This is a genomic window from Pseudomonas sp. Tn43 (genome assembly GCF_014192635.1).
Classification (GTDB): domain Bacteria; phylum Pseudomonadota; class Gammaproteobacteria; order Pseudomonadales; family Pseudomonadaceae; genus Aquipseudomonas.
The window spans coordinates 351,653-370,721 of sequence record NZ_JACHYG010000006.1 but is presented as its reverse complement, the minus strand read 5'-3'; the positions used below and the strand labels follow the sequence as shown (position 1 = coordinate 370,721).

The window sequence follows — 19,069 nt, the reverse complement described above, 5'->3', positions numbered from 1 at the left end:
GATGAGCACGGCGAACGCGTTGAAAGTCTACGTCGGCTTGCTCCTGCTTCTGGCAGCAGAAGTGCTGATCGCGCTGTTCTGGCCGCGTAACAGCAGCTTGATTATGCTTGCCGCTGCCGGGCAATTTTTGCTGCTGTTGATATTTTACCTGGGCCTTTATCGCCATCAGGGTTGGGTGCGACTGTTTGGTTGGCTGTATCTGCTGTGGCTGCTGATGATGATGCTGTTCATCCTTGGTGAAGCAGCGACCCGCTGAGGTCGGGTTTCGCCATCATTTGCCCGCCGAAACCTGCGGCGCATGGGCTGAATGCGCAACTGAAAAGAGATGGACAGGATATTCCGCCATGATCAATCGCAAGTGTTCGATAGCTTCCAGGTATTTAAGATCGGCCTGCCGTCTTTTCCTCTGATACTGGGTGAACTTTTCGGCGTCCATGTTGGGCTGATCGAGAAGATCAAAGGCGGCGTGGCTCAAGTGATAGGCGTCGCTGAACAGTTGTTGGTTACGTTCAAGCGCCAGATTCAGGCAGGCTATCGCTTGATCGGAAGTCATCGTACCGTTCATTGTTGCGACCTCTTTTATGGGGGGTTCCTGGATGTTGAGTAATGCCTGGCACCGGTGAAAAGCGGTGGAAGCCTTTCAAGAAAACCGGTCGACGACTATCTGCCGCGACGCCACACCTTGAGGTAGTCCACGCTGAAGGTGGAGGGCAGATCGGCGTCGTCGACAACGCCGAACCACTGCCACATGGCCTCGCTGTCAAAGAGGATATACATGGGGAAAAACCAGTGGGTGTTCTTTGCCTCGCGCACCAGTACGCCGTCGACGTACCAGCGCAATGTGTCGGGCTGCCAGTCAAAACCATAGACATGGAAGTCACTGGCCAGCCGCCATGGGCTGACCCAACTGCTGCCATCGCTCAAATGTTCGGTACTGTGCGGCGTGGCCCATACGTGGGCATTCATGTTGTAGCGACGGTCGAAGGTGCCATTTTTGGTCTTGCCACCGATTTCGAAAATATCGATTTCCGTGGCATTGTCGGCAAGCCCCGTAAACGCGAGCCAGAAGGCGCTGGAGCCGGCCGAGTCCATCGGTTTGGCGCGGGCTTCGTAGTAGCCGTAAAAACTGCGCTCGATCGTTCGCACCATCGCCGAGCTGTAATCTTCAAAGCCGAGTTTTACGTACTTTTGCGGCAAGGTTTGCTTGCGGAAAACGATGTTCAGATGGCCATCGCTCAGGTAAGCGTTGTCCGGCATGAACAGCGCCGGTTTGCGGCCCAGCGAGTCGGTGCCCGTGGCGTTGTTGACGTGCCAGCGACTGGGGTCAAGGTGCTTGCCATCGAAATCGTTGGAGAATCGTGTATCCAGCATCCACTGGCCGGCATTGCCCTGATCGGACAACGGCAGTCCGCTGTTGGTCTGTTCCGGTACCTTTCCCAGCGGGCCGACGCGGGTCCAGGAATTGGCCGCCTTGGGGAGGGCGACGGACCACTTGTCCGCCAGGTACTTAAATACACGCTGCCGTTCTTCCAGGGAGGCGAGATGGCGGTCGTACATCAGTATTTCTGCGATGTCGCCGCGCAAATGTTCGACGCTGCCGACCACGTTCCGCCCCACCGCGTATGGGCCGATGGGCACGTCGTTGAGTTCCAGGACGAAAAGGGTCGGATCGTAGGCGGTGCGTTGTTGCACGCTGATCGCGAAGTTCGGCGGCACGTTGTCGTTATCGCCGATTATCGGGCGCGAACTGAACAGTCGCTGCCAGGTCTCGCCGCCGCTTTGCTCGTTTACTCTGCGTGACACGATCAATAAGGTTACAGGGCCTTTTGCCGTACGAATGGCCTTGCCAAGGAAGGCTGAAGTACCACTCAAACGCACCACCGGATGGCCATTCATGGCGTTCTCCACACGCTGCGGCAGTGCGGCGTCTGCGCCATGGTCTACGGTAGCGTCATTGGCTTCGCCGGACTTGTCGTGCCACCGCAGGAGGTGGTTCTGGGCATCGAGGGTCATTGTCGACGCGTCGGTGGCGTCGAGCCACAGCACCAGGCCGTTGCCCTGCGGCGGGGCAGTGCCCCCCAACGCGTTGCAAACGAGCGATAGCAGGGCCGCCAAAACAATGAACTTGCTCATATCCATTGCTTCAACGCAGCCGATGCCGCCAATCCGGGTGGGGAGTGGTACCCATGCGGATTACACAATTGCCATCGCCAAGTGTCGATGATCATTTGCATCAGGTCGCGCTGAGCGTACCAGCCTAGTTCACGCCCTGCCTTGGTGGGGTCGGCCCAGCATTCGGCGATATCGCCGTCGCGGCGCGGTGCGAACCGGAAGGGGATGGTGATGCCGGTAATGTTCTCGAAGCTTTGGATGATCTGCAGCACGCTATAGCCAATGCCTGTTCCCAGGTTCCAGATGTGGATGCCGTTTGTGTTCTGCAACGCCCGCAACGCTTTGAGATGGCCATCGGCAAGGTCGACCACATGGACGTAATCGCGCACGCACGTTCCGTCGACAGTGGGGTAGTCGCTGCCGTACACCATGAGTTCGGGCACTTGCCTCATCGCGACCCGTGTCAGGCAAGGCAGCAGGTTGTTGGGCCTGCCGTTGGGGTTTTCTCCGATCAGCCCGCTTGCGTGAGCACCAATCGGGTTGAAGTAACGCAACACCGCAATGCTCCATTGCGGATTGGACAGGCACAGGTCGGTGAGCAACTCTTCGATCAGCAGCTTGGTGCGGCCGTAGGGATTGATCGGTTTGCCTGCGCCCAAATCTTCGATGAGCGGTATCTGGCGGGGGGGGCCATACACGGTGGCCGACGAACTGAACACCAGTTTGAAGACCTCAAAGCGGGCCATCGCATGGCAGAGGTTGAGCGTGCCGACCACATTGTTGGCGTAATAATCCAGCGGCTTGTGAACGCTTTCTTCGACGGATTTGAGGCCGGCAAAATGCATCACGGCATCGATGTCGTAGCGGCTGAAAATATCGTCGAGCAGGTGGCTGTCGCGAATATCGCCTTCAATGAAATCGATTCGTTTGCCCGTCAGATACTCCAGGCGCGTGAGCGATTCGCGGCAGCTGTTACACAGGTTATCGAGGACCAGCACCTGTCGACCGGCGTCAATCAGGGTCAGCGTGGTATGGGAGCCGATGTAGCCGGCCCCGCCGGTAATCAACGTGGTTTTGTGCATGATGAGGCATTCCTGTCACAAGGAAATTGCACGAGTCAGGAGAATGGGGTCCGGGAAGGGAAAAGGTTGTCGGGTGCGTCCTCTCAGCGGGTGGTGAAGACCGATTTGAATTCTTGCGGCCAGCGCGGATGCATCACGCTGTACGCCACGGCATAACTCAGCGCGCCAACCACGATGGTGCTGATCAGGTGCAAGTAGCCCTGAACACCCAGGCGGGGAGAAACCATCAGGACGACCGCTGCCATGACGAACGAAGCAATCACGCTGCGATAGTTGGTTTCGAAAAATCGCCGCCAGCCATAGCCGATGGCACTGTTCAACCCGCGGATTTGCAGTGGCGTGATGATTGCCATCCGGACCAGCAGGGCGAGGGCGGCGGCCATGGCGCCATAGAGGCTGCCGAAGCCATAGACCAGCGCCAGTGCCAATACGGTGGTTGCCACTTCGGCCTTGATGGTCAGGTGGCTGCAATTGACCGCGACCAGTGCGGTCGTGGCGTACATGGCGGTATTACCGATGGCTGCCGTGCATGCAAGCACTTGCAGCAGCACAATGGCCTCGGTCCATTTGGCGCCGAAGATCAACAGGATCAGGTCGTGCGCCGTGAGGGCGATGCCGATGAACAGGGGCGTCAGCAGGAAGCAGCTGACGGCGGTCGAATCGCTGATGATGGTGCGCAACCGCGATGGATCGGCGCTGCGTCGGGCAAACACCGGCAGCGCATAGCTGATCAGGCCGTGATAGATCGCCGTGCGCGGCAGATCGATGATGCGCATCGCCATGTTGAACATGCCAACCGCGTTGGTGCCGGCCGTCATGCCCAGGATGACGGTGACCCCGCGCTGTAGCGTTTGTGAACTCAGCGCGTTGACGGCAACCGGTGCGCCAGCCCTCAACAGTTCGCGCAAGAGCGGGCCGTCAATGTAAAAGGCAATGCGGCGCGGGTCTGCGCGCATCAATACGATAATGGATACGAACTCCATGATCAGCGCCTGGGCAATGACCGCCCAGGCGCCCAATCCCCAGAGCGCGACAGCGATGCCGCCCACGCCACCACACACCTTGCCCAGCAGCGTGCGCGAGGCCAGCATCTTGAAGTTGCCGCTACGGCGCATTTGCGCCACATAGACCCGCGCCATCATGGTGAACAGGATTTTTACCGAGGCCACCGCCGTCATCCATTGCAGCATCGGGTCAGGCGTGTACAGCATCGCCGCGCCCGAGATGACGACGATGGACGCCAGGCTGACGAGTACCGAGGCCCAGAAGGCTGTGGCGATGTGTTTGTCTTCCAGCCGCTCGAGTCGTACCAGCGGGTCTTCCAGAACCGAGGAATACATCATGCCGATCAACTCGACGATGGCGATGATGACCGTGCCCACTCCCAACTCTGTGGGCGACAGCAGCCTGGCATACGCGACAAAGGTAATCATCGACAGGAAAATCAGGCCGAATTTCTCGGTGAAAATCCAGATCAATTTAACCAGACGGTGATTGGCCATGGCGGATACCGGCTCAATGAGCGGTGGTTGACGCAACTGCCTTGCGCAATGACTGCAGGCATGCATAAAGCAAGCGCAATGTCGGTTTGCCGTTCCTGAAGATCAGCGTTTGCCAGGAGTACTCCAGCATTCGCCGGTACACATCGATCACTTGGGCATGCTCGCCTCTGCGGGAAAACAGTTCGAGAAAGTCGGAGTGGGCGCCCAGCGCGAAATCGATCCGTTGCTGCTTACTCAACCGCGGGCCAAAGTGGTCGAGGAACGCTTCGATGAACCTGATCTTGGACGGGTAGTACCTTGTCGGTTGCGCGGTCATGTTGCCGCTGTTGACCATGCGCTGCAGCAGCACCTCTGGCACCGTGTGAACCTCCCAGTGTTCGGCGATCCGGGTCCACATGAAGCGGTCTTCGGAGTAACGCAGGCTGGGATTGAAGCCGCCCAGTTGCATGATCACGTCACGTCTGACCATCGCGGAGGACACGCCATTGAGGACGTTAGCGCGGATGAAATCGTCGAAATGCCTGCCGTTTTTTTGTCGGTTTTCCAGTATTCGCGTACCGTCGCTGTAGTCGTTGTGCACGTAGCAATCGATCAGCGCCACTGGCCGTCCCTGACGACTCAGTTCGTCAAACAGTGCCAGTTGTCGCTCCAGCTTCTGCGGATACCATCGGTCATCGGCATCGAGAAACGCCACATAAGTCTCTTCAGTGTGCTGCAGTCCGTGGTTGCGGGCGCTGGCCTGGCCTTCGTTGGCTTGATGCAACAGCGTCAGGCGAAACGGCGCCGCAAAGTCCTTGACGCGTTGTGGCCCATCATCGGTGGACCCATCGTCGACGACGATGACGTGATCGGGCAGTCGGGTTTGCCCGGCCACGGACGCCAGTGTTTGCTCGATGCTGTCGGCGCCGTTGTACATCGCAATCACGACGCATACTGTTTGGGCTGAAGGGGGGGCTTGGTCTGGCACGGTTATTTCTCCTTTTCTTACGCATTGGCTGAGTCGCGTGGTAATGCCTTGCCAGGCGGACGCTGACCCAGGGTTGGCCGTGACAACTCAGGGTAGGTCGCGTGGTGATGCCGAAAGGACAGGGCGAGGATGCAGAACACCAGAAACTCTGCAGAGCGGTAGTTGGGAACGACGTACGCCACATAGTTGGTGAGCATGAACGCTGCAATGATGACCATTGCGCTGGCATGAAACCGCGCCGACTGATCCGCTACCACGGCCCGGTAGTGTTTGATCAACGCCTCGATCAGCATCAGGATCAGCGCCGTCAGCTGGATGACACCGCCGTTGAGCAAGGTCTCCATGTAGCCGCTGTGGGCATTGCCGATGTAACCCCAGCGGTTGATGAATGTCTCGGCGCCCGGGCTGGACCAGAAAGCGCCGAAGCCGTAACCCTTGAGGAATTCGGCGTCGATCAGCGGTGTGAGTAACTCCCAGATCAGCGTGCGGTCGGTGAGTGAGGCGTCACGCCCCATCAGTTCCAGCAGCAGGGTGTAATTGCCGTATAGAAACAGGCAGATCAGCAAATAAATGAATGTGGTGACGAGGAATGCTGTCAGTGAGCGGTTGATGTGCAAGCGGATCAGGGTGTGGAAGTACCAATAGCTCACGGTGCCGGCGACAATCAGTGCGATTGCCGTGGCGGATTGGGCCAGCGCAATCGCGATCAGTGAGAATAACGAGTAGACGATGGCCCAGGGATTGCGCTGACGGATCATCGGCAGCAGTAACAGAATGGCGATCGCGTTGATCCGGGCCGCGGCATTTTTTTCCGGGAAAATCCCCTTGAACGCACCGTCACGAATGCCGCCATCAATGAAGACGATGTCGGGCCTTACCAACGCAAGTATCAAACCGAACAACGTTATTGCGCCGAGGGTGCAGCCGAGCATGAAAGCGATTTTCTCCAGGCTGTAGTTGTAGGCAATGAAACCTGCAAAGAACACCACGCTGATCAGCGCCACAAACCGTTTGAAACTCAATATCGGGTCGTAGGACCAACTGATCGATACGGCCAGGCTAAGCATGAATATCAGTAGGAAGGCGTTGTTCCTGTAAAAGCTTTTGCTGATGAAGACCTTGTTGCGGATGAAGAAGAACAACGGAACCAGCAGGGTGATCAGGCCGCAGATCTGGTTGACCACATTGCCCTCGAGGTCTTTTTGGGCGGCGTCCAGATTCGAGGTAACGGCCAACCCGAAAAAAAATCCGATGACCTGGGTATAGAACAGCACGCCGAACAATGTGAAAGCGTCGCGCAGGGTGGTGTACCTGACTTCCAGTTTGTTCATGACGATGGGCTCCCTAGGGGACGTCCTCAGTGAGTTTCCCCGGCGCGTTGTCTTCTTGAAACGGGCCTAGCAAGGTATCGAGATAGGTCTTCGCCGCGCAGGCGCTCACGAAACGGGCAGCGGCATCGATGCGCGCCTGGCGGTTTGCATCACGCGGCAACGTCAGTTCCACGGTGATCGCCCGGGCCAGTGCATCAGGGTCGTCGACCGCCACCAGCGGGGCGATCGCGCCATCGTCGAGAATCTCTGGCGGGCCATAGGGGCAGCGGGTCGATACCACCGGGGTGCCCGTGGACAGGGCCTCGACCAGTGCGTTGGGACTGCCCTCGAAACGCGACGACAGTACAAAGCAATCGGCCGCCGCTACCTCCGCCAATGGATCGTGGGTATAGCCCGGCAGATCGAAGCGCTCGGCCACGCCCAGGGCTACGGCCTGCTCGAGCAATTCGGCTCTGAGCACGCCTTCGCCGAAAATGATCAATCGAACAGTGGGATCGGCCAGTCGGGCAAAGGCATCGAGCAATACGTCAAAGCCTTTTTGCCGTGCCAGACGACCTACGGCGACAATTACCGGGGTGGTTTTTTTCGACAGCCAGCGGTGGTTTGGACGTCCCGGTGGCTTATCGCGAAAATCGTTGTCGAGCACTGGGTTGTCAGCGATGGTGACATCCTTCGGTCGCGTGATGGTGGTGTCGACCAGGTCCTGAGCAACACCGCGCGAGACGCAAATCACCGGGTTGGGAATGAGCCGATAGAGCAGCGGTGCCAACAGATAGGCAATACGCACCATCCATGCCGGATTGACGTGTCTGTCATGGGAAAACGCATTGCGTTCGCTGACATGCAGGCGCGCCAGCGTACCTGACAGCGCAGCCGCGACGATGGCTACGACATTGACATGGGTGAGGGCGGCCAGTTGTGCGTCAAAGCGATTGTGGCGAAGAAAGCGTGCCAGCGCCGGTACGGCACTGGAGCTGCGCGCACTGTGCAACTGCACCTGTCTGACCCGGGGGTCGAGGTATGCCGAGTTCACACCTGTGCCAGTGAGCGTCAACAAGGTCACCTCATTGCCTGCCTCGGCCAGCGCACCGGCGAGACGCGCCATCATTTTTTCGGCGCCGCCGCCATTCAAGTCCTGCAGAATAATCAGCAGCCTTTTCATTGATTCCAAACCTGGTAATACGCTTGCGCGGCGTGTTGACTGGTGTACTGCCGGACGGCTTCAGCAGCCATTTCCCCATGTGGCGTCGCCTGGCTGTGTGAGATCAGGCTGCGCAACATCCCTTCGGCCAGCGCCGGTACATCATTGACCTTGACCAGATCGCCAAGGCGGCCGTTATCCAACAGTTCCCGGGGCCCGGTTTCACAGTCGCAGGCCAGCACCGGGGTGCCCAACGCCAGGGCTTCGATCAGCACAGTCGGCAAGCCCTCATGAAACGAACTCAGGATCAGCAGTCTCGCCTGCCTGATAAAAGGGTAGGGATTGCTCAGGAAACCGGTGAAATGCACACGGTCCTCGATGCCCAGGCGGCTGGCTTGTGAGATCAGCGCGGCGTGTTGCGGGCCATCGCCGATGATCACCAGATCCGGCAGCGCGGCGCGGCGCAAGGCCAGGGCATAGGCATCGAGCAGCAGGTGGAAGCCTTTCGGTTCTATCAGCCGTCCCACGGCCAGCCAGAACTGCGCCGGTAAACCGGTGAACATGGGCGTCTGTGCGGCATTGAGCAGCTGTTCAGTCACCACGGCATTGGGGCAATAACGAATGCGTTCGCGACCCCAGGGCACCAGGTCAGAGAGGGCCTGGCGCAAGCCGTTGGAAACGGTCACTACCTGGCCGTTGCCGCAGAGGTACAACGCATAGAGCAGGCGCAGGGTGGCGGGGCTGATTTTTTGTTCACCGCAATCCAGTGCTGCATGACGGCTATAAATCACCTTGCAGGGGCTACCCAAGGTGGCAAACCAGGTGCAGAGGTTGGCTTGTTCTTTGGCGGCGATGACGTGGGTTACTCGTTCGCGACGAATAATCCGGCGCAGCAATACGATGGACTTGAGCAGGCCGACAATTCCATTGCCGCCGCCATTGAGCGTGGCCGTTCCTTCATCGTCGGGCGTGTCGCCATTCATGACGAAATAACTGACACGCTGGCCATCTTTCAGAAACTGTCTGGCCAGGCGTTGCTGAACGCGCTCGAGGCCACCATCGGGCTTGAAGTCCTTGAGGGTGAACAAGATATGCATGGTTGTGGCTCGGGTGCTGGATGCTCAGGGATCAATGATATTGATGGTCACTTTTCGCCGAATGATCATCACCCACAGATGAACAAAATTGGTCGGGTAATCGATCAGGTAGCGTTTGATGGTGTGCGGTTCGCGGTACATCCGATAGAACGCCCGCAGATGCAAGCGGTTGATCAGTTCAGGGTAATAATTACGATTGGCGGCGGCCTCTTGGCGAATGAAACCGCCACAGGTGAATGCCACACCGTTGAAGCCGGCACGCAGGGCATCCTGCTCGAACTGTTCCTGAAGCCCGGCACCCAGGCCTACGATCAGGATGTTCGCTTCACTGCGGCAGATGTCTGCCAGGATGCACGTGGCCTGCGTTGCATCGAAATAGCCATTGTGATGCCCGGCAATCATCAGCGCCGGATAGCGAGCCCTGATTTTATCGAGGAACAGGTCCAGTTCGGCTTGCCGGGCACCGACAAAATAGAGGCGCTTGCCGTGTTTCTCGGCATAACTGAACACAGAATCGGCGATGGACGTGAAGTCGAAACTGACCCGGCCGATCGTGCGCCCGGTGATGCGCGACATGAAGGTCGACATCAGCATGCCGTCGCAAAAATAGGCGATTGATGTCGGGGCCCGGTCGAGCAGACTGCCGACGGACGCAAAATTGATGAAGGAAAATGCCCGGTTGGCGTCCATCAGATTGGGTGCGTAATGTCCGATTAATTCCAGGTCGATCATTGGCTGAACCCCAGGGTCAACCGACCCTATTAATAGATGTCTTTTGAGAACAACGTAAAAGGCGTCTTGACCAGAATCTTGATGTCCAGCCACAGCGACCATTGGTTGATGTAGTTGAGGTCTTGGGCGACGCGCTGCTGCATTTTTTCCAGGGTCTGGGTTTCACCTCGATGCCCGGTGATCTGGGCCAGTCCGGTGATGCCTGGCTTGAGGCGATGACGGGCCATGTAGGCGCGGACTTTGCCGGTGTAGTAAATGTTGTGCGTGACGGCGTGCGGTCGCGGGCCGACCAGGGCCATTTCGCCGAAGAGCACGTTGAACAGTTGCGGTAGCTCATCAATGGAACTACGGCGCAAAAACCGCCCAAGCGGGGTGATGCGCTCATCATCGCGGGTGGCCTGACGTACTTCGCTGTCGTCATGCACACGCATCGTCCGGAACTTCCAGACCTTGATCACCTCAGCGTTGCAGCCATAGCGATTTTGTTTGAACAGCACCGGGCCGGGGGAAGACAGCTTCACGGCGGCCGCCACGATCAGCAGCAAGGGGCTGAGCACGATAATGCCCATGGCGGCCAGGCTGCGTTCGAACAGTTCTTTGCAGAGCAGGCTGCCGGGGTGTGAACTGATCAGGCTTTCATTGAGGTAAATGGCGGGCATTCGCTCTATTTCCGAGATCGAATGATTGAGCAGCACCATGCTGCCGAAATCCGGGATCCAGACCACGTCGACATTCATGTCCAGAAGATCGATGTACAGCGCCTCGATGATGGCGGCTTGGGCCATCGGCAAAACGATATAAACGCGGCGTATGTGCAGGCGGGTGATGATTTCGCGAACCTCGTCGATACGCCCCAGTAGCGGCAGAATGCTCGGGGCCGGGCCGGTGTGGTCGGCGGTTGCGATAAAACCCAGCAGCGGTACGCGATTGCGCCTGGACAGTTTTCTGGCCAGCGTATGTGCGCTCGGACAGGTTCCGATGATTACTGCGCGGCGCTCGTTGCAGAGCTTTTGCGAATACAGTCGGGCCAGGTAATGCAGGGGCAAGAAGCTCGCCGCCTGGATCAGGTAACCCAATACGGCCCAGACGATGATCACCTGACGGGAGAAAATCACGCTGGTCTGGGTGACGAAGGCAATGCTGATCAGCACCGCCAGCAAAATCATCCAGGCCGCCAGCAGCCGAGCGAGCCCTGACAACCATTCATGACGCTTGTGGTAAACCTGCATGACGCTGTAGATCGGCACCGAACCGAGCACGGTGAGGATCATCAGCACACGGTATTCACTGGTCAGGCTGCCAACGCGCCAATACACCAGCAGCATCAGCAGCAGGTTGACCAGCGTGAGCGCGCACAGCCATTGGCCCCAGAAGGTCAGACCTCGGCGGCGCGTCATTTGAGCGGTGTAAAGCGATGTCATCGGCGCAACCTCCGGGCATGGGTTGGACATCGGCGTCTAATTGCACGCCCTCGTTCCCGCACGCTGGTATAGCTCGACTGGGTAAAGCCACTTTTAATAGATGTTTGAAGAGGACTACGGATGAGACAGAAGCAAGGTTCTACCTGGGCAGATAGTCATAATTCTGGAACGTATCGGAATGGCTGTAGCCTTGTTTGCGGGCCTTGCTCAGGTCAACCTGGTTAAGCACCACACCGAACACCGGCGCATGGCACTGCTGCAAGATCGCAAGGCACTTCTGTACCTCGCTGACAGGCGTGCTTTCGGCCTTGATGACGTAGATCACCGCGTCTGAATGCTTGGCCAGCAACAGTGCATCGCTGACCATTTGTGCCGGCGGGGAATCGATGATGATGCGTTGATACCGCGATTTCAGCGCCTCAAGCATCGGGGCCAGGCGCGACGAACCCAGCAGATCCAGAGGTGGCGGCGACAGTTTTCCGGCCGGCAGCATGTCGAGGTTACCGACAGAACGGATACAGGCCTCGAGCCGCGCAGTGCCCGCCAGCACGTTGGCCAATCCCGGGCTGTCTGCCGGGAAATCGAAGTTGAGCGAAAGGCTGGGTCTGCGCATATCGGCGTCGATCAACAGGACCCGCTCCAGCTTGGCCAGTGAGTAGGCCAGGTTGTTGGCGATGGTGCTTTTGCCTTCTTCGGCCATGGTCGAGGCCACAAGTACCACTTGGGACGGCATGTCGCCGCCGTGCAACATCAACCAGGTGCGCAGGTTGCGAATGGTCTCGCAAAAGCGCGGATGGTCGTTGTCATCGAACAGACGCGCGAGTTGCCGGCGGTTTTTTCTCCTGACCAGCGGCACGACGCTGAGCAGAGGGACGTCAAGCGTGCTTTCAATGGCTTCGTCGCTTGTGAAGGTTTTGTTCAGGGTTTCGGACAGCAATGCCAGCACTACCCCGATCAACGCAGCCACGACGGCGACAATGGCCAGAATCAGTTTTTTACGTGGCTTGCTGGGTTCCAGGGGAACGATCGCAGGGTCAACGATGCGCGCCTTGGTGGAGTCCATGTCTGAGGTGGCCGCGGTTTCTTTCAAACGGGTGATAAAGGTTTCATACAGCGCGCGACTGCTGTCGACTTCACGCTGGAACTCACGCAGTTGAAACTCCTTGCGCGAAATATCCTGTAGCTGCGCCTTGTTGCTGTTGAAGGATTTGCGCAGTGAGTTTTCATTGGCTTGTGATAGCTGATATTCACGCTCGATACCGGCAACCACCTGCTGAACCTGCAGGCGCAAACTGTCGGTAGCCGTGCGCAACTCGGCACGGGCGGCCGCAAGGGTCGGATGTTTTGGACCGTAGCGCCCGGACAGCTCCTCGACCTTGGCTTGGGCCTTGGCCCGCTGGGCCTGGAATTTCTGCACCAAAGGGTTGCTCAAGACCGCCGGCACACTGGACAGCTTGCTCAGGTTGCCGTTGCTCAGGGCCTGTACCTGGCGGTACTGGCTCTCGGCCTCTGCCAGATTACGACGGGCATCGATCATGCGATTGCCGGTCAATTCCAGTTCATTGGCGCTGATGGTGGCGACACCACCGACGTCGACCAGGCCTTGTGCTTCCCGATAAGCCTGAAGTTTGTCTTCGGCGCTGCGCAGGTTGTTGCGTAACTCGATCAGGCGTGAGTTCATCCAGCTGGCGTTGGTCAGCGAGGACTTCAGGCTGTTATCGAGCTGGCTGTCGATGAAGCCTTGGGCAATTGCATTGGCGGTAGCGGCCGCCAAACCAGGGTCGGGCAGTTCCACTTCTATTTTGATCAGCTGGCTCTTGCCGACGAATTTGACGCGGGTCCGCCGCATGAGGTTCTGTGTGACCTGATTGAACACCTCGGCCTCGGAAGGCACCACCTGCACCGGTACCAAACGGCCCAGCACTGGCAGCCATTGGCCAAGTTCAAGCGTTGCCAACCATTTGCGCGGCGCAAACCATGACTGCGGTTGCTGGCGTGGATCAGTCACCGGGTGCGTAGTCAGGTTCAGCTTTCTGACGGCGCGTTCAGCGAGATCGCGTGATTGCAAGAGCGCCAATTGCGTCTGCAAATAATCGACGGTACCGGCGCTCGAATCCGTGACTTGCTGAAAAGCCAGCAACGGTGGCGTTTTCTCTTTGATCAGTAATGTGGTGCTGCCGATGTACTGCGAAGGAATGAACGACAGCGTAACCACCGCCAACACACAGCTAAACAGCACCCACCAGCAGATTTTCCAATGGGCGCGCCAGATCACCCTCCCGTATTTGAGCAGGTCAATGGTGTCCTTTTCCTCGCTGTACGGCTGATATGGCGGCACATGCGGCTGGATCGGGCGTTCGACATAGACGCTAGGGCTGTTGTCCATGATTAGAAAAAGCCTTGTGCAATGGAAATGGTGTCACCGGGGCCGATGGCAGTGCTGCGCGTGATCTTGTCGGTCAGCGGTGGGGAGCCATCGCCGCGCACGATGGTCACCCGCTTGATCGAGGCTCGTTCGGTCAGGCCTCCACCCAGGGCGATGGCTTTCTCCAGCGTCAGCCCGGGCTCGAACGGATAGCTGCCGGGTTTCTGGACCTCTCCATTGATGTAGAACGAGCGGTAAGCGATCAGGTTGAGACTGACCTTGGGGTCGACCAGGTAACCTTGTTTAAGCCCGTCAACGATGAGTTTTTCTACCTGCCGGGGCGTGAGTCCCTTGGCGGCAATGTCGCCCAGAAATGGATAGGAAAACATTCCGGCATCGTTGAGACGGATTTTTTCGAAGCTCAGATCCCGCTCACCGAATACGGTGATACGCAATACATCGCCGGCTGCCAGTTTGTACTGGGCACCGGTGTCTGCTGCAAACGTCACGGGCAACAGCCACGGCACGAACAACAAGCCAAGCATTCGCGAGTTCATGGGGAAAACCTCTTCTCTTAGAGACTTACGTTGAAGCTGAGCAAGAAGATGTTGCGTTCAAAACTCTGGTCGTCGGTATCGGAGTCATTGTTGCGGTAGCGATAGCCCAGCTCGATATCCAGCCAGCGGCGCATTGCGTATTCCACGCCAAGGTTGTAGTCACGAAGGTCGTCGGTGCGGTCCTGCCCTTCGTACTCGTAACGGCCAAGTCCGACTTCGGCCACTGTGGTGATGCGTTCAGTCCAGCCATGACGCCAGCCGACCAGCGCCGTGGTGGTCTTGACGGCATCCGCACCGTCATCGCCCTCGGCCATGGCCTGGCGGGCAACAAAGGAGAAGGTCGAATAGGTGCGTGGTTTCCAGCGCAGATCCACTTGCCAGGTCGGGTTGCTGAGGTCATCGACCTCGCTGTCGTCGAAGTTCTTGCGCTCATAACCGACACGGACTTTGCCGGTGGTGCGTGCGGTGAAATCCCATTCGGCACCGGCGAGAACCGCATCGGATGTGCTATTGAGACGGGTGTTGGACTCGTAATCAAAGACGGTGTGGTCGTACTGCAGTAACCCACGTGTATTGCTGCCGATGCGGTGGTACCACGTGGTGGTCAGGCCAGTGGTATCGCGCTCTTTGTCGTCGTTGATGCCTCCTGAGTTGTCGTAGCGAAGTCGGGCGTAACTGGCGCCCAGATCAATCTGGTTGGCAGCGCTTCTGGCACCGTAGGTATAGAGACCGTTGGCGCGTTGACTGCGAATCTTGTCATTGACGCCATCGACAGCGGTCGACGTCGTCCGCTCGTATTTACGGGCTTCCGCATCAAGTTTCAGTCGATGGCGGTCGGTGAATTCCATGATGCTATTGAGGCGCAGGCGTTGCGCCGTATTCGAGGCCTCCGAGTCGTCATGATAAATGTATCGGGTAGGCTGCCAGATGAGTCGGGTACCACTGTTGCGGTCTTCAGCCTTGAGTTCGAAAGTGGGCGCCACTTTTGTCACCATCGAAGATTGCGCCCGCTCCAGTTCGCGGAAGTTGTCATCATAACTTTCTGAAAACAGCAGGGTAGGGGTGAAGTCGAACCCATAAATATCAATGGACTGGGGATCAAGACTCCAGGCCGTTCCGGGACATAAATAGATCATGAACAGTGCGAAAGGGCCGCGGGTCTTGAGAGTCATATCATTGCTCCTGGGGGTGAGTTCAATGACTATAGACCGGAAAAACAATGGGTGAATCGAGGGTGTGCAATGCCGGTGGCAATCAATAATTAATGAGTCGAGGGTAAGTGTGTGAGTTTGTTTTTGTTGGCGTTTACTCGTTCATAGGGTGGTGGAAATGCCAGGCTTTTATTTGAACTTGATAATGGGTTGTCAAGTGTAAAAGTTAAAAAGTGTTAGTGAGATGTTTATAAATAATGCCGAGGGCGTGCAATGTCGGTTAATGGCACGCGAACGTGATGCTCTCTATTTAAAAAGTGAAGAAGTATCATAACTCGTTCATCCCCTAACATGCTCAGGAAAATACCTTCCAGTGTCGACAGTGGTCCTCGGGTTATTTGCAGTGTTTCCCCAGGTTTGAATGGTTGAGAGGCCTGCATGATGGGGGGATTAAAACACCGGGTACGCAGATGCTCTATGACATCGTCCGGGACGATTGCCGGGCCATGATTGAAGTCGACGATGCGGCTGACACCGCGGGTAGAGCGCAGGGGCCCCCATTTGTCATCACGGCTCAGCTGAATGAAAAGATACCCCGGGAAGAGCGGTTCAAGCGATTGATGGGGTTTGCCATGAATCAGGCGTTCGCTAATAATTTGCGGACAAAATATAACGTAGTTTTGTCGCAATAAATTGATCTGGGCCCGTTCATCCTGACGCGGCTTGCACTGTAAAAGATACCAGTTTGAACCTTGGGTACTCGTCAGCATTCTGGCAAGCTCCGGAATATTGGTTAAGCAGGCCTGTTTCACGCATCCGCAATGCCATTAAGTCTGCAGGCGAACGCTGTAGAGAAGTGTCGCGCGGCAAACGTGTTAAATGGGTGGAACAGGTGTATCAATAATGAAGCAGGTTAGGTGAAAGTCACGATGCAAACGAAGTCAAAAATCTGGCGCGAGGATCGCTTAGTTGCACTTCGCTGGAGCAGCGCTGAATCAAAAAGTGTAAGCATTACTTAACGATGTAAGTGATGTCTCGGTGTCATCATAGGACGTGTTCGGTGGCGATGGCCAAAGCTACCGCAGGGTCCGAACTTTCGGTCCTATGAAAAATAAACTGTTTCTATCGTGAACTTAAGCGCAGGGGGGTGACGTATATCTATTAATGAAATTACATTCTTTTTATACGTCGACCCTGTTAGGTATCGACCACTCCAGACGGCCTGTCAAATGTCACTAGTCAAAAATATAACCTTCTGTCCAATAATCGATTAAAAGCCCTCAACCATTTGTTTTGGCAGGGTATTTTTTTTGACGCGCACAAAGTGCCTGCCGAAATGGACCGGCAGACAACACACAAAACCTCCCGAATCAAAATGCGGGAGGATGGCGGTCCAGGGTTTACTGCAAATAGATCGCACAATACAATGAGAATCGTTACTACTAACTCATCGAGTGCGACGTCTTGAGCCAGCCCCACCTCTTTGCCCGCCGCAAGGTTTTCATCAAACACGCGTTGCCGACGCTCTCTTGCGTTATGTTTGCCAGTCCTCTGTGGGCACAGGCTCCCCTCGAACTGCCGACCACTGATATTCAGGCGAACCGTGTCAGCCAAGACACCAGCTACACCGCTACTCATGCCAGCACGGCAAGCAAAAGCAATGTGCCGATCAAGGAAGAGGCGCAATCGGTCAATGTGGTTACCCAACAGACCCTGGCTGATTATCAGGTGCGCTCGCTGGACGACGCCATGAAGTTCGTCAGTGGTGTCAGCCAGAGCAATACCCTGGGCAATTCGCGAGATTCCCTGGTCAAGCGCGGTTTTGGCAGCAACGACGACGGCTCGATCCTGCGCGATGGCGTGCGTTCCAATATGGGCCACAACTTCAGCGCCACCACGGATCGTGTGGAAGTGCTCAAAGGGCCTGCTTCGATGCTGTATGGCGCGCTGGAGCCTGGCGGATTGATCAACGTGATCAGTAAAAAGCCTGAATACACCCAGAGCACAACGCTCAGCGGCTCGGCCTACAGCGAAGGCGGCGGCACCCTGGCGGTGGACACCACCGGGCCCTTGGGAGACACGGGCCTGGCCTATCGCCTGATTGCCGAGCGCGGCCATGAGGATTATTGGCGCAACTATGGCGTGAACGAGAACACCCTGGTCGCGCCATCGCTGAGCTGGACCGGTGAGCGCGCCAACCTGACCCTGAGCTATGAATACAACGATTATTCCAGCCCCTTCGACCGTGGCACCGTGTTCACCAACGGTCATCCGGCGGACATCGACTACGACAAGCGTCTCGACGAGCGCTGGGCCAAAAGCGTCGGTATCCGTGAAGTGGCCACCGCGCGTTTCGAGTATCAGCTCAGTGACGACTGGAAAACCCGCGTGACTTACGGCTGGAACAACGACCGCTACAGCCTCTCGATTGCCCAGCCGAATGCGTTGACCGGCAACAATCTGCGACGTGCTGCCAACGGTGCTCACTACGATGATGAGACTCGCTATGCCAGTTGGGATTTTATCGGCCAGCAGGAGCTGTTCGGCCAACGCCATGACCTGCTGATCGGCGCGGATAACGAAGTGTCCGACCAGTTCCGGGGCAAAACCTACCGCAATACACCGAGGTCAGGCTTCGACATCACCGCGCCGGTTTACGGGCGTTTGGCCGAGCCCAGCCTGGTCAGTGCCACGCAAAGTGACCTGAGCAACCAGCTGACCTCAAGCTCGGTGTACTTCAAGGATAACTGGCACCTCGATGACCGCTGGATCCTGGTCGTTGGCGGTCGTCAGCAACATTACGATCAGTACAGCGATCAGGGCCGAGGCAGCAGCTATACCGTCAACCGCGACGATAATGGCGACGCCTTCGTGCCGTTTTTGGGCCTGGTGTACAAAGCCACCGATACCTTGTCGCTGTATGGCAACTACAGCCGATCGTTCAAACCCAATACCGAAGTCGACGACGCCGGCCACACCTTCGAGCCGGAGGAGGGCCGCAGCTACGAGGTGGGTGCGAAGTACGATCCGCTGCCGGGGCTGAACATCAACCTTGCGCTGTTCGACATCGTCAAGAAAAACGTCGTGACCAGCCAGTCGATCGGTGGCGTCAGCCTTTCGGAGGCGGCGGGCAAGGTCGGTTCACAGGGCCTGGAGCTGGACATCACCGGGCGTGTGGCCGAGCGCTGGGACCTGATCGGCACCTACGCTTACACCCACACGGAAATCCTCGACGATCCAGATGACGAAGGACATCGCCTTGCCGATGCGCCCAAGCACACCGCAAGCCTGTACCTCACCCATCACCTGAACGTGCCTACGGAATTCGGGGCCTGGCATACCGGCGCTGGCGCACGTTACGTCGGCGAGCGCGCGGCCAACAACGCCAACGATTTCTGGCTGAGCAGCTACACCGTGGCCGATGCCTTCGTGCGTTGGGAAGCGCCAATGTTTGGCTACAAGACTTCGCTTCAATTCAACGTCGACAACCTGTTCGACAAGCAGTACTACCCGTCCTCTACCGGCACCCAGCTGGCGGTCAATGTCGGCGAGCCGCGCACGGCACGCCTGAGCGCCAGTGTGACGTTCTGATCGCGCTGCCTTACCGCGCT

16 protein-coding genes are annotated in these 19,069 nt (G+C 57.4%); 2 read left to right on the top strand and 14 right to left on the bottom strand.

The window, feature by feature from the left end; translation table 11 throughout:
• The first annotated feature begins 1 nt into the window (after nt 1).
• A complete protein-coding gene (locus FHW68_RS18235) occupies nt 2-256 on the top strand; it encodes a hypothetical protein (protein WP_183682007.1) in 255 nt (84 codons plus the stop codon).
• 15 nt (nt 257-271) lie between these two features.
• Here the strand turns inward: FHW68_RS18235 and FHW68_RS18230 are convergent, their stop codons facing one another.
• From FHW68_RS18230 to rfaH, 14 genes are all read right to left on the bottom strand, one after another.
• Entirely contained in the window at nt 272-565 is a 294-nt protein-coding gene (locus FHW68_RS18230; RefSeq protein ID WP_095631122.1) for a hypothetical protein, read from the bottom strand.
• A gap of 95 nt (nt 566-660) precedes the next feature.
• The gene (locus tag FHW68_RS18225) at nt 661-2,133 is read right to left on the bottom strand and encodes a family 16 glycosylhydrolase (RefSeq protein ID WP_183682004.1); all 1,473 of its coding nucleotides are present in this window, start codon (nt 2,131-2,133) and stop codon (nt 661-663) included.
• Nucleotides 2,130-3,194, bottom strand: a complete 1,065-nt coding sequence (gene galE, locus FHW68_RS18220; RefSeq protein WP_183682001.1) for a UDP-glucose 4-epimerase GalE — start codon at nt 3,192-3,194, stop codon at nt 2,130-2,132. The genes FHW68_RS18225 and galE overlap by 4 nt, the downstream gene beginning before the upstream one ends.
• 83 nt (nt 3,195-3,277) lie before the next feature.
• Entirely contained in the window at nt 3,278-4,696 is a 1,419-nt protein-coding gene (locus FHW68_RS18215; protein WP_095631119.1) for an oligosaccharide flippase family protein, read from the bottom strand.
• Nucleotides 4,697-4,709: 13 nt separating this feature from the next.
• Complete coding sequence (locus FHW68_RS18210) at nt 4,710-5,663, bottom strand: glycosyltransferase family 2 protein (protein WP_095631118.1); 954 nt, start codon at nt 5,661-5,663, stop codon at nt 4,710-4,712.
• Between the two features lie 17 nt (nt 5,664-5,680).
• The gene (locus FHW68_RS18205; RefSeq protein WP_183681998.1) at nt 5,681-6,994 is read right to left on the bottom strand and encodes an O-antigen ligase; all 1,314 of its coding nucleotides are present in this window, start codon (nt 6,992-6,994) and stop codon (nt 5,681-5,683) included.
• A 13-nt stretch (nt 6,995-7,007) separates the two neighbouring features.
• Nucleotides 7,008-8,156, bottom strand: coding sequence for a glycosyltransferase (locus tag FHW68_RS18200; RefSeq protein ID WP_183681995.1), 1,149 nt, complete (start codon nt 8,154-8,156; stop codon nt 7,008-7,010).
• Nucleotides 8,153-9,232: a glycosyltransferase gene (locus FHW68_RS18195; protein ID WP_183681992.1), complete on the bottom strand. Its 1,080-nt coding sequence runs from the start codon at nt 9,230-9,232 to the stop codon at nt 8,153-8,155. The genes FHW68_RS18200 and FHW68_RS18195 overlap by 4 nt, the downstream gene beginning before the upstream one ends.
• Before the next feature lie 24 nt (nt 9,233-9,256).
• A complete protein-coding gene (locus FHW68_RS18190; RefSeq protein WP_183681989.1) occupies nt 9,257-9,964 on the bottom strand; it encodes a WecB/TagA/CpsF family glycosyltransferase in 708 nt (235 codons plus the stop codon).
• A 29-nt stretch (nt 9,965-9,993) separates the two neighbouring features.
• The gene (locus tag FHW68_RS18185) at nt 9,994-11,385 is read right to left on the bottom strand and encodes an undecaprenyl-phosphate glucose phosphotransferase (protein ID WP_260296679.1); all 1,392 of its coding nucleotides are present in this window, start codon (nt 11,383-11,385) and stop codon (nt 9,994-9,996) included.
• A gap of 139 nt (nt 11,386-11,524) precedes the next feature.
• Entirely contained in the window at nt 11,525-13,771 is a 2,247-nt protein-coding gene (locus FHW68_RS18180; RefSeq protein ID WP_095631112.1) for a polysaccharide biosynthesis tyrosine autokinase, read from the bottom strand.
• A 2-nt stretch (nt 13,772-13,773) separates the two neighbouring features.
• Nucleotides 13,774-14,307, bottom strand: a complete 534-nt coding sequence (locus tag FHW68_RS18175) for a polysaccharide biosynthesis/export family protein (protein WP_095631111.1) — start codon at nt 14,305-14,307, stop codon at nt 13,774-13,776.
• A 17-nt stretch (nt 14,308-14,324) separates the two neighbouring features.
• Nucleotides 14,325-15,479: an outer membrane beta-barrel protein gene (locus FHW68_RS18170; RefSeq protein WP_183681984.1), complete on the bottom strand. Its 1,155-nt coding sequence runs from the start codon at nt 15,477-15,479 to the stop codon at nt 14,325-14,327.
• Between the two features lie 227 nt (nt 15,480-15,706).
• Nucleotides 15,707-16,228, bottom strand: coding sequence for a transcription/translation regulatory transformer protein RfaH (rfaH, locus tag FHW68_RS18165; RefSeq protein WP_095631109.1), 522 nt, complete (start codon nt 16,226-16,228; stop codon nt 15,707-15,709).
• Between the two features lie 694 nt (nt 16,229-16,922).
• Here rfaH and FHW68_RS18160 point away from each other — a divergent pair.
• Nucleotides 16,923-19,049: a TonB-dependent siderophore receptor gene (locus FHW68_RS18160; RefSeq protein ID WP_183681981.1), complete on the top strand. Its 2,127-nt coding sequence runs from the start codon at nt 16,923-16,925 to the stop codon at nt 19,047-19,049.
• The last annotated feature ends 20 nt before the right edge of the window (nt 19,050-19,069 follow it).

Coding starts and splice junctions, on each gene's coding strand:
- FHW68_RS18235 (WP_183682007.1), top strand. CDS start 2: ATGAGCACGGCGAACGCGTTGAAAGTCTACGTCGGCTTGCTCCTGCTT.
- FHW68_RS18230 (WP_095631122.1), bottom strand. CDS start 565: ATGAACGGTACGATGACTTCCGATCAAGCGATAGCCTGCCTGAATCTG.
- FHW68_RS18225 (WP_183682004.1), bottom strand. CDS start 2,133: ATGAGCAAGTTCATTGTTTTGGCGGCCCTGCTATCGCTCGTTTGCAAC.
- galE (WP_183682001.1), bottom strand. CDS start 3,194: ATGCACAAAACCACGTTGATTACCGGCGGGGCCGGCTACATCGGCTCC.
- FHW68_RS18215 (WP_095631119.1), bottom strand. CDS start 4,696: ATGGCCAATCACCGTCTGGTTAAATTGATCTGGATTTTCACCGAGAAA.
- FHW68_RS18205 (WP_183681998.1), bottom strand. CDS start 6,994: ATGAACAAACTGGAAGTCAGGTACACCACCCTGCGCGACGCTTTCACA.
- FHW68_RS18200 (WP_183681995.1), bottom strand. CDS start 8,156: ATGAAAAGGCTGCTGATTATTCTGCAGGACTTGAATGGCGGCGGCGCC.
- FHW68_RS18195 (WP_183681992.1), bottom strand. CDS start 9,232: ATGCATATCTTGTTCACCCTCAAGGACTTCAAGCCCGATGGTGGCCTC.
- FHW68_RS18190 (WP_183681989.1), bottom strand. CDS start 9,964: ATGATCGACCTGGAATTAATCGGACATTACGCACCCAATCTGATGGAC.
- FHW68_RS18185 (WP_260296679.1), bottom strand. CDS start 11,385: ATGACATCGCTTTACACCGCTCAAATGACGCGCCGCCGAGGTCTGACC.
- FHW68_RS18180 (WP_095631112.1), bottom strand. CDS start 13,771: ATGGACAACAGCCCTAGCGTCTATGTCGAACGCCCGATCCAGCCGCAT.
- FHW68_RS18175 (WP_095631111.1), bottom strand. CDS start 14,307: ATGAACTCGCGAATGCTTGGCTTGTTGTTCGTGCCGTGGCTGTTGCCC.
- FHW68_RS18170 (WP_183681984.1), bottom strand. CDS start 15,479: ATGACTCTCAAGACCCGCGGCCCTTTCGCACTGTTCATGATCTATTTA.
- rfaH (WP_095631109.1), bottom strand. CDS start 16,228: ATGCTGACGAGTACCCAAGGTTCAAACTGGTATCTTTTACAGTGCAAG.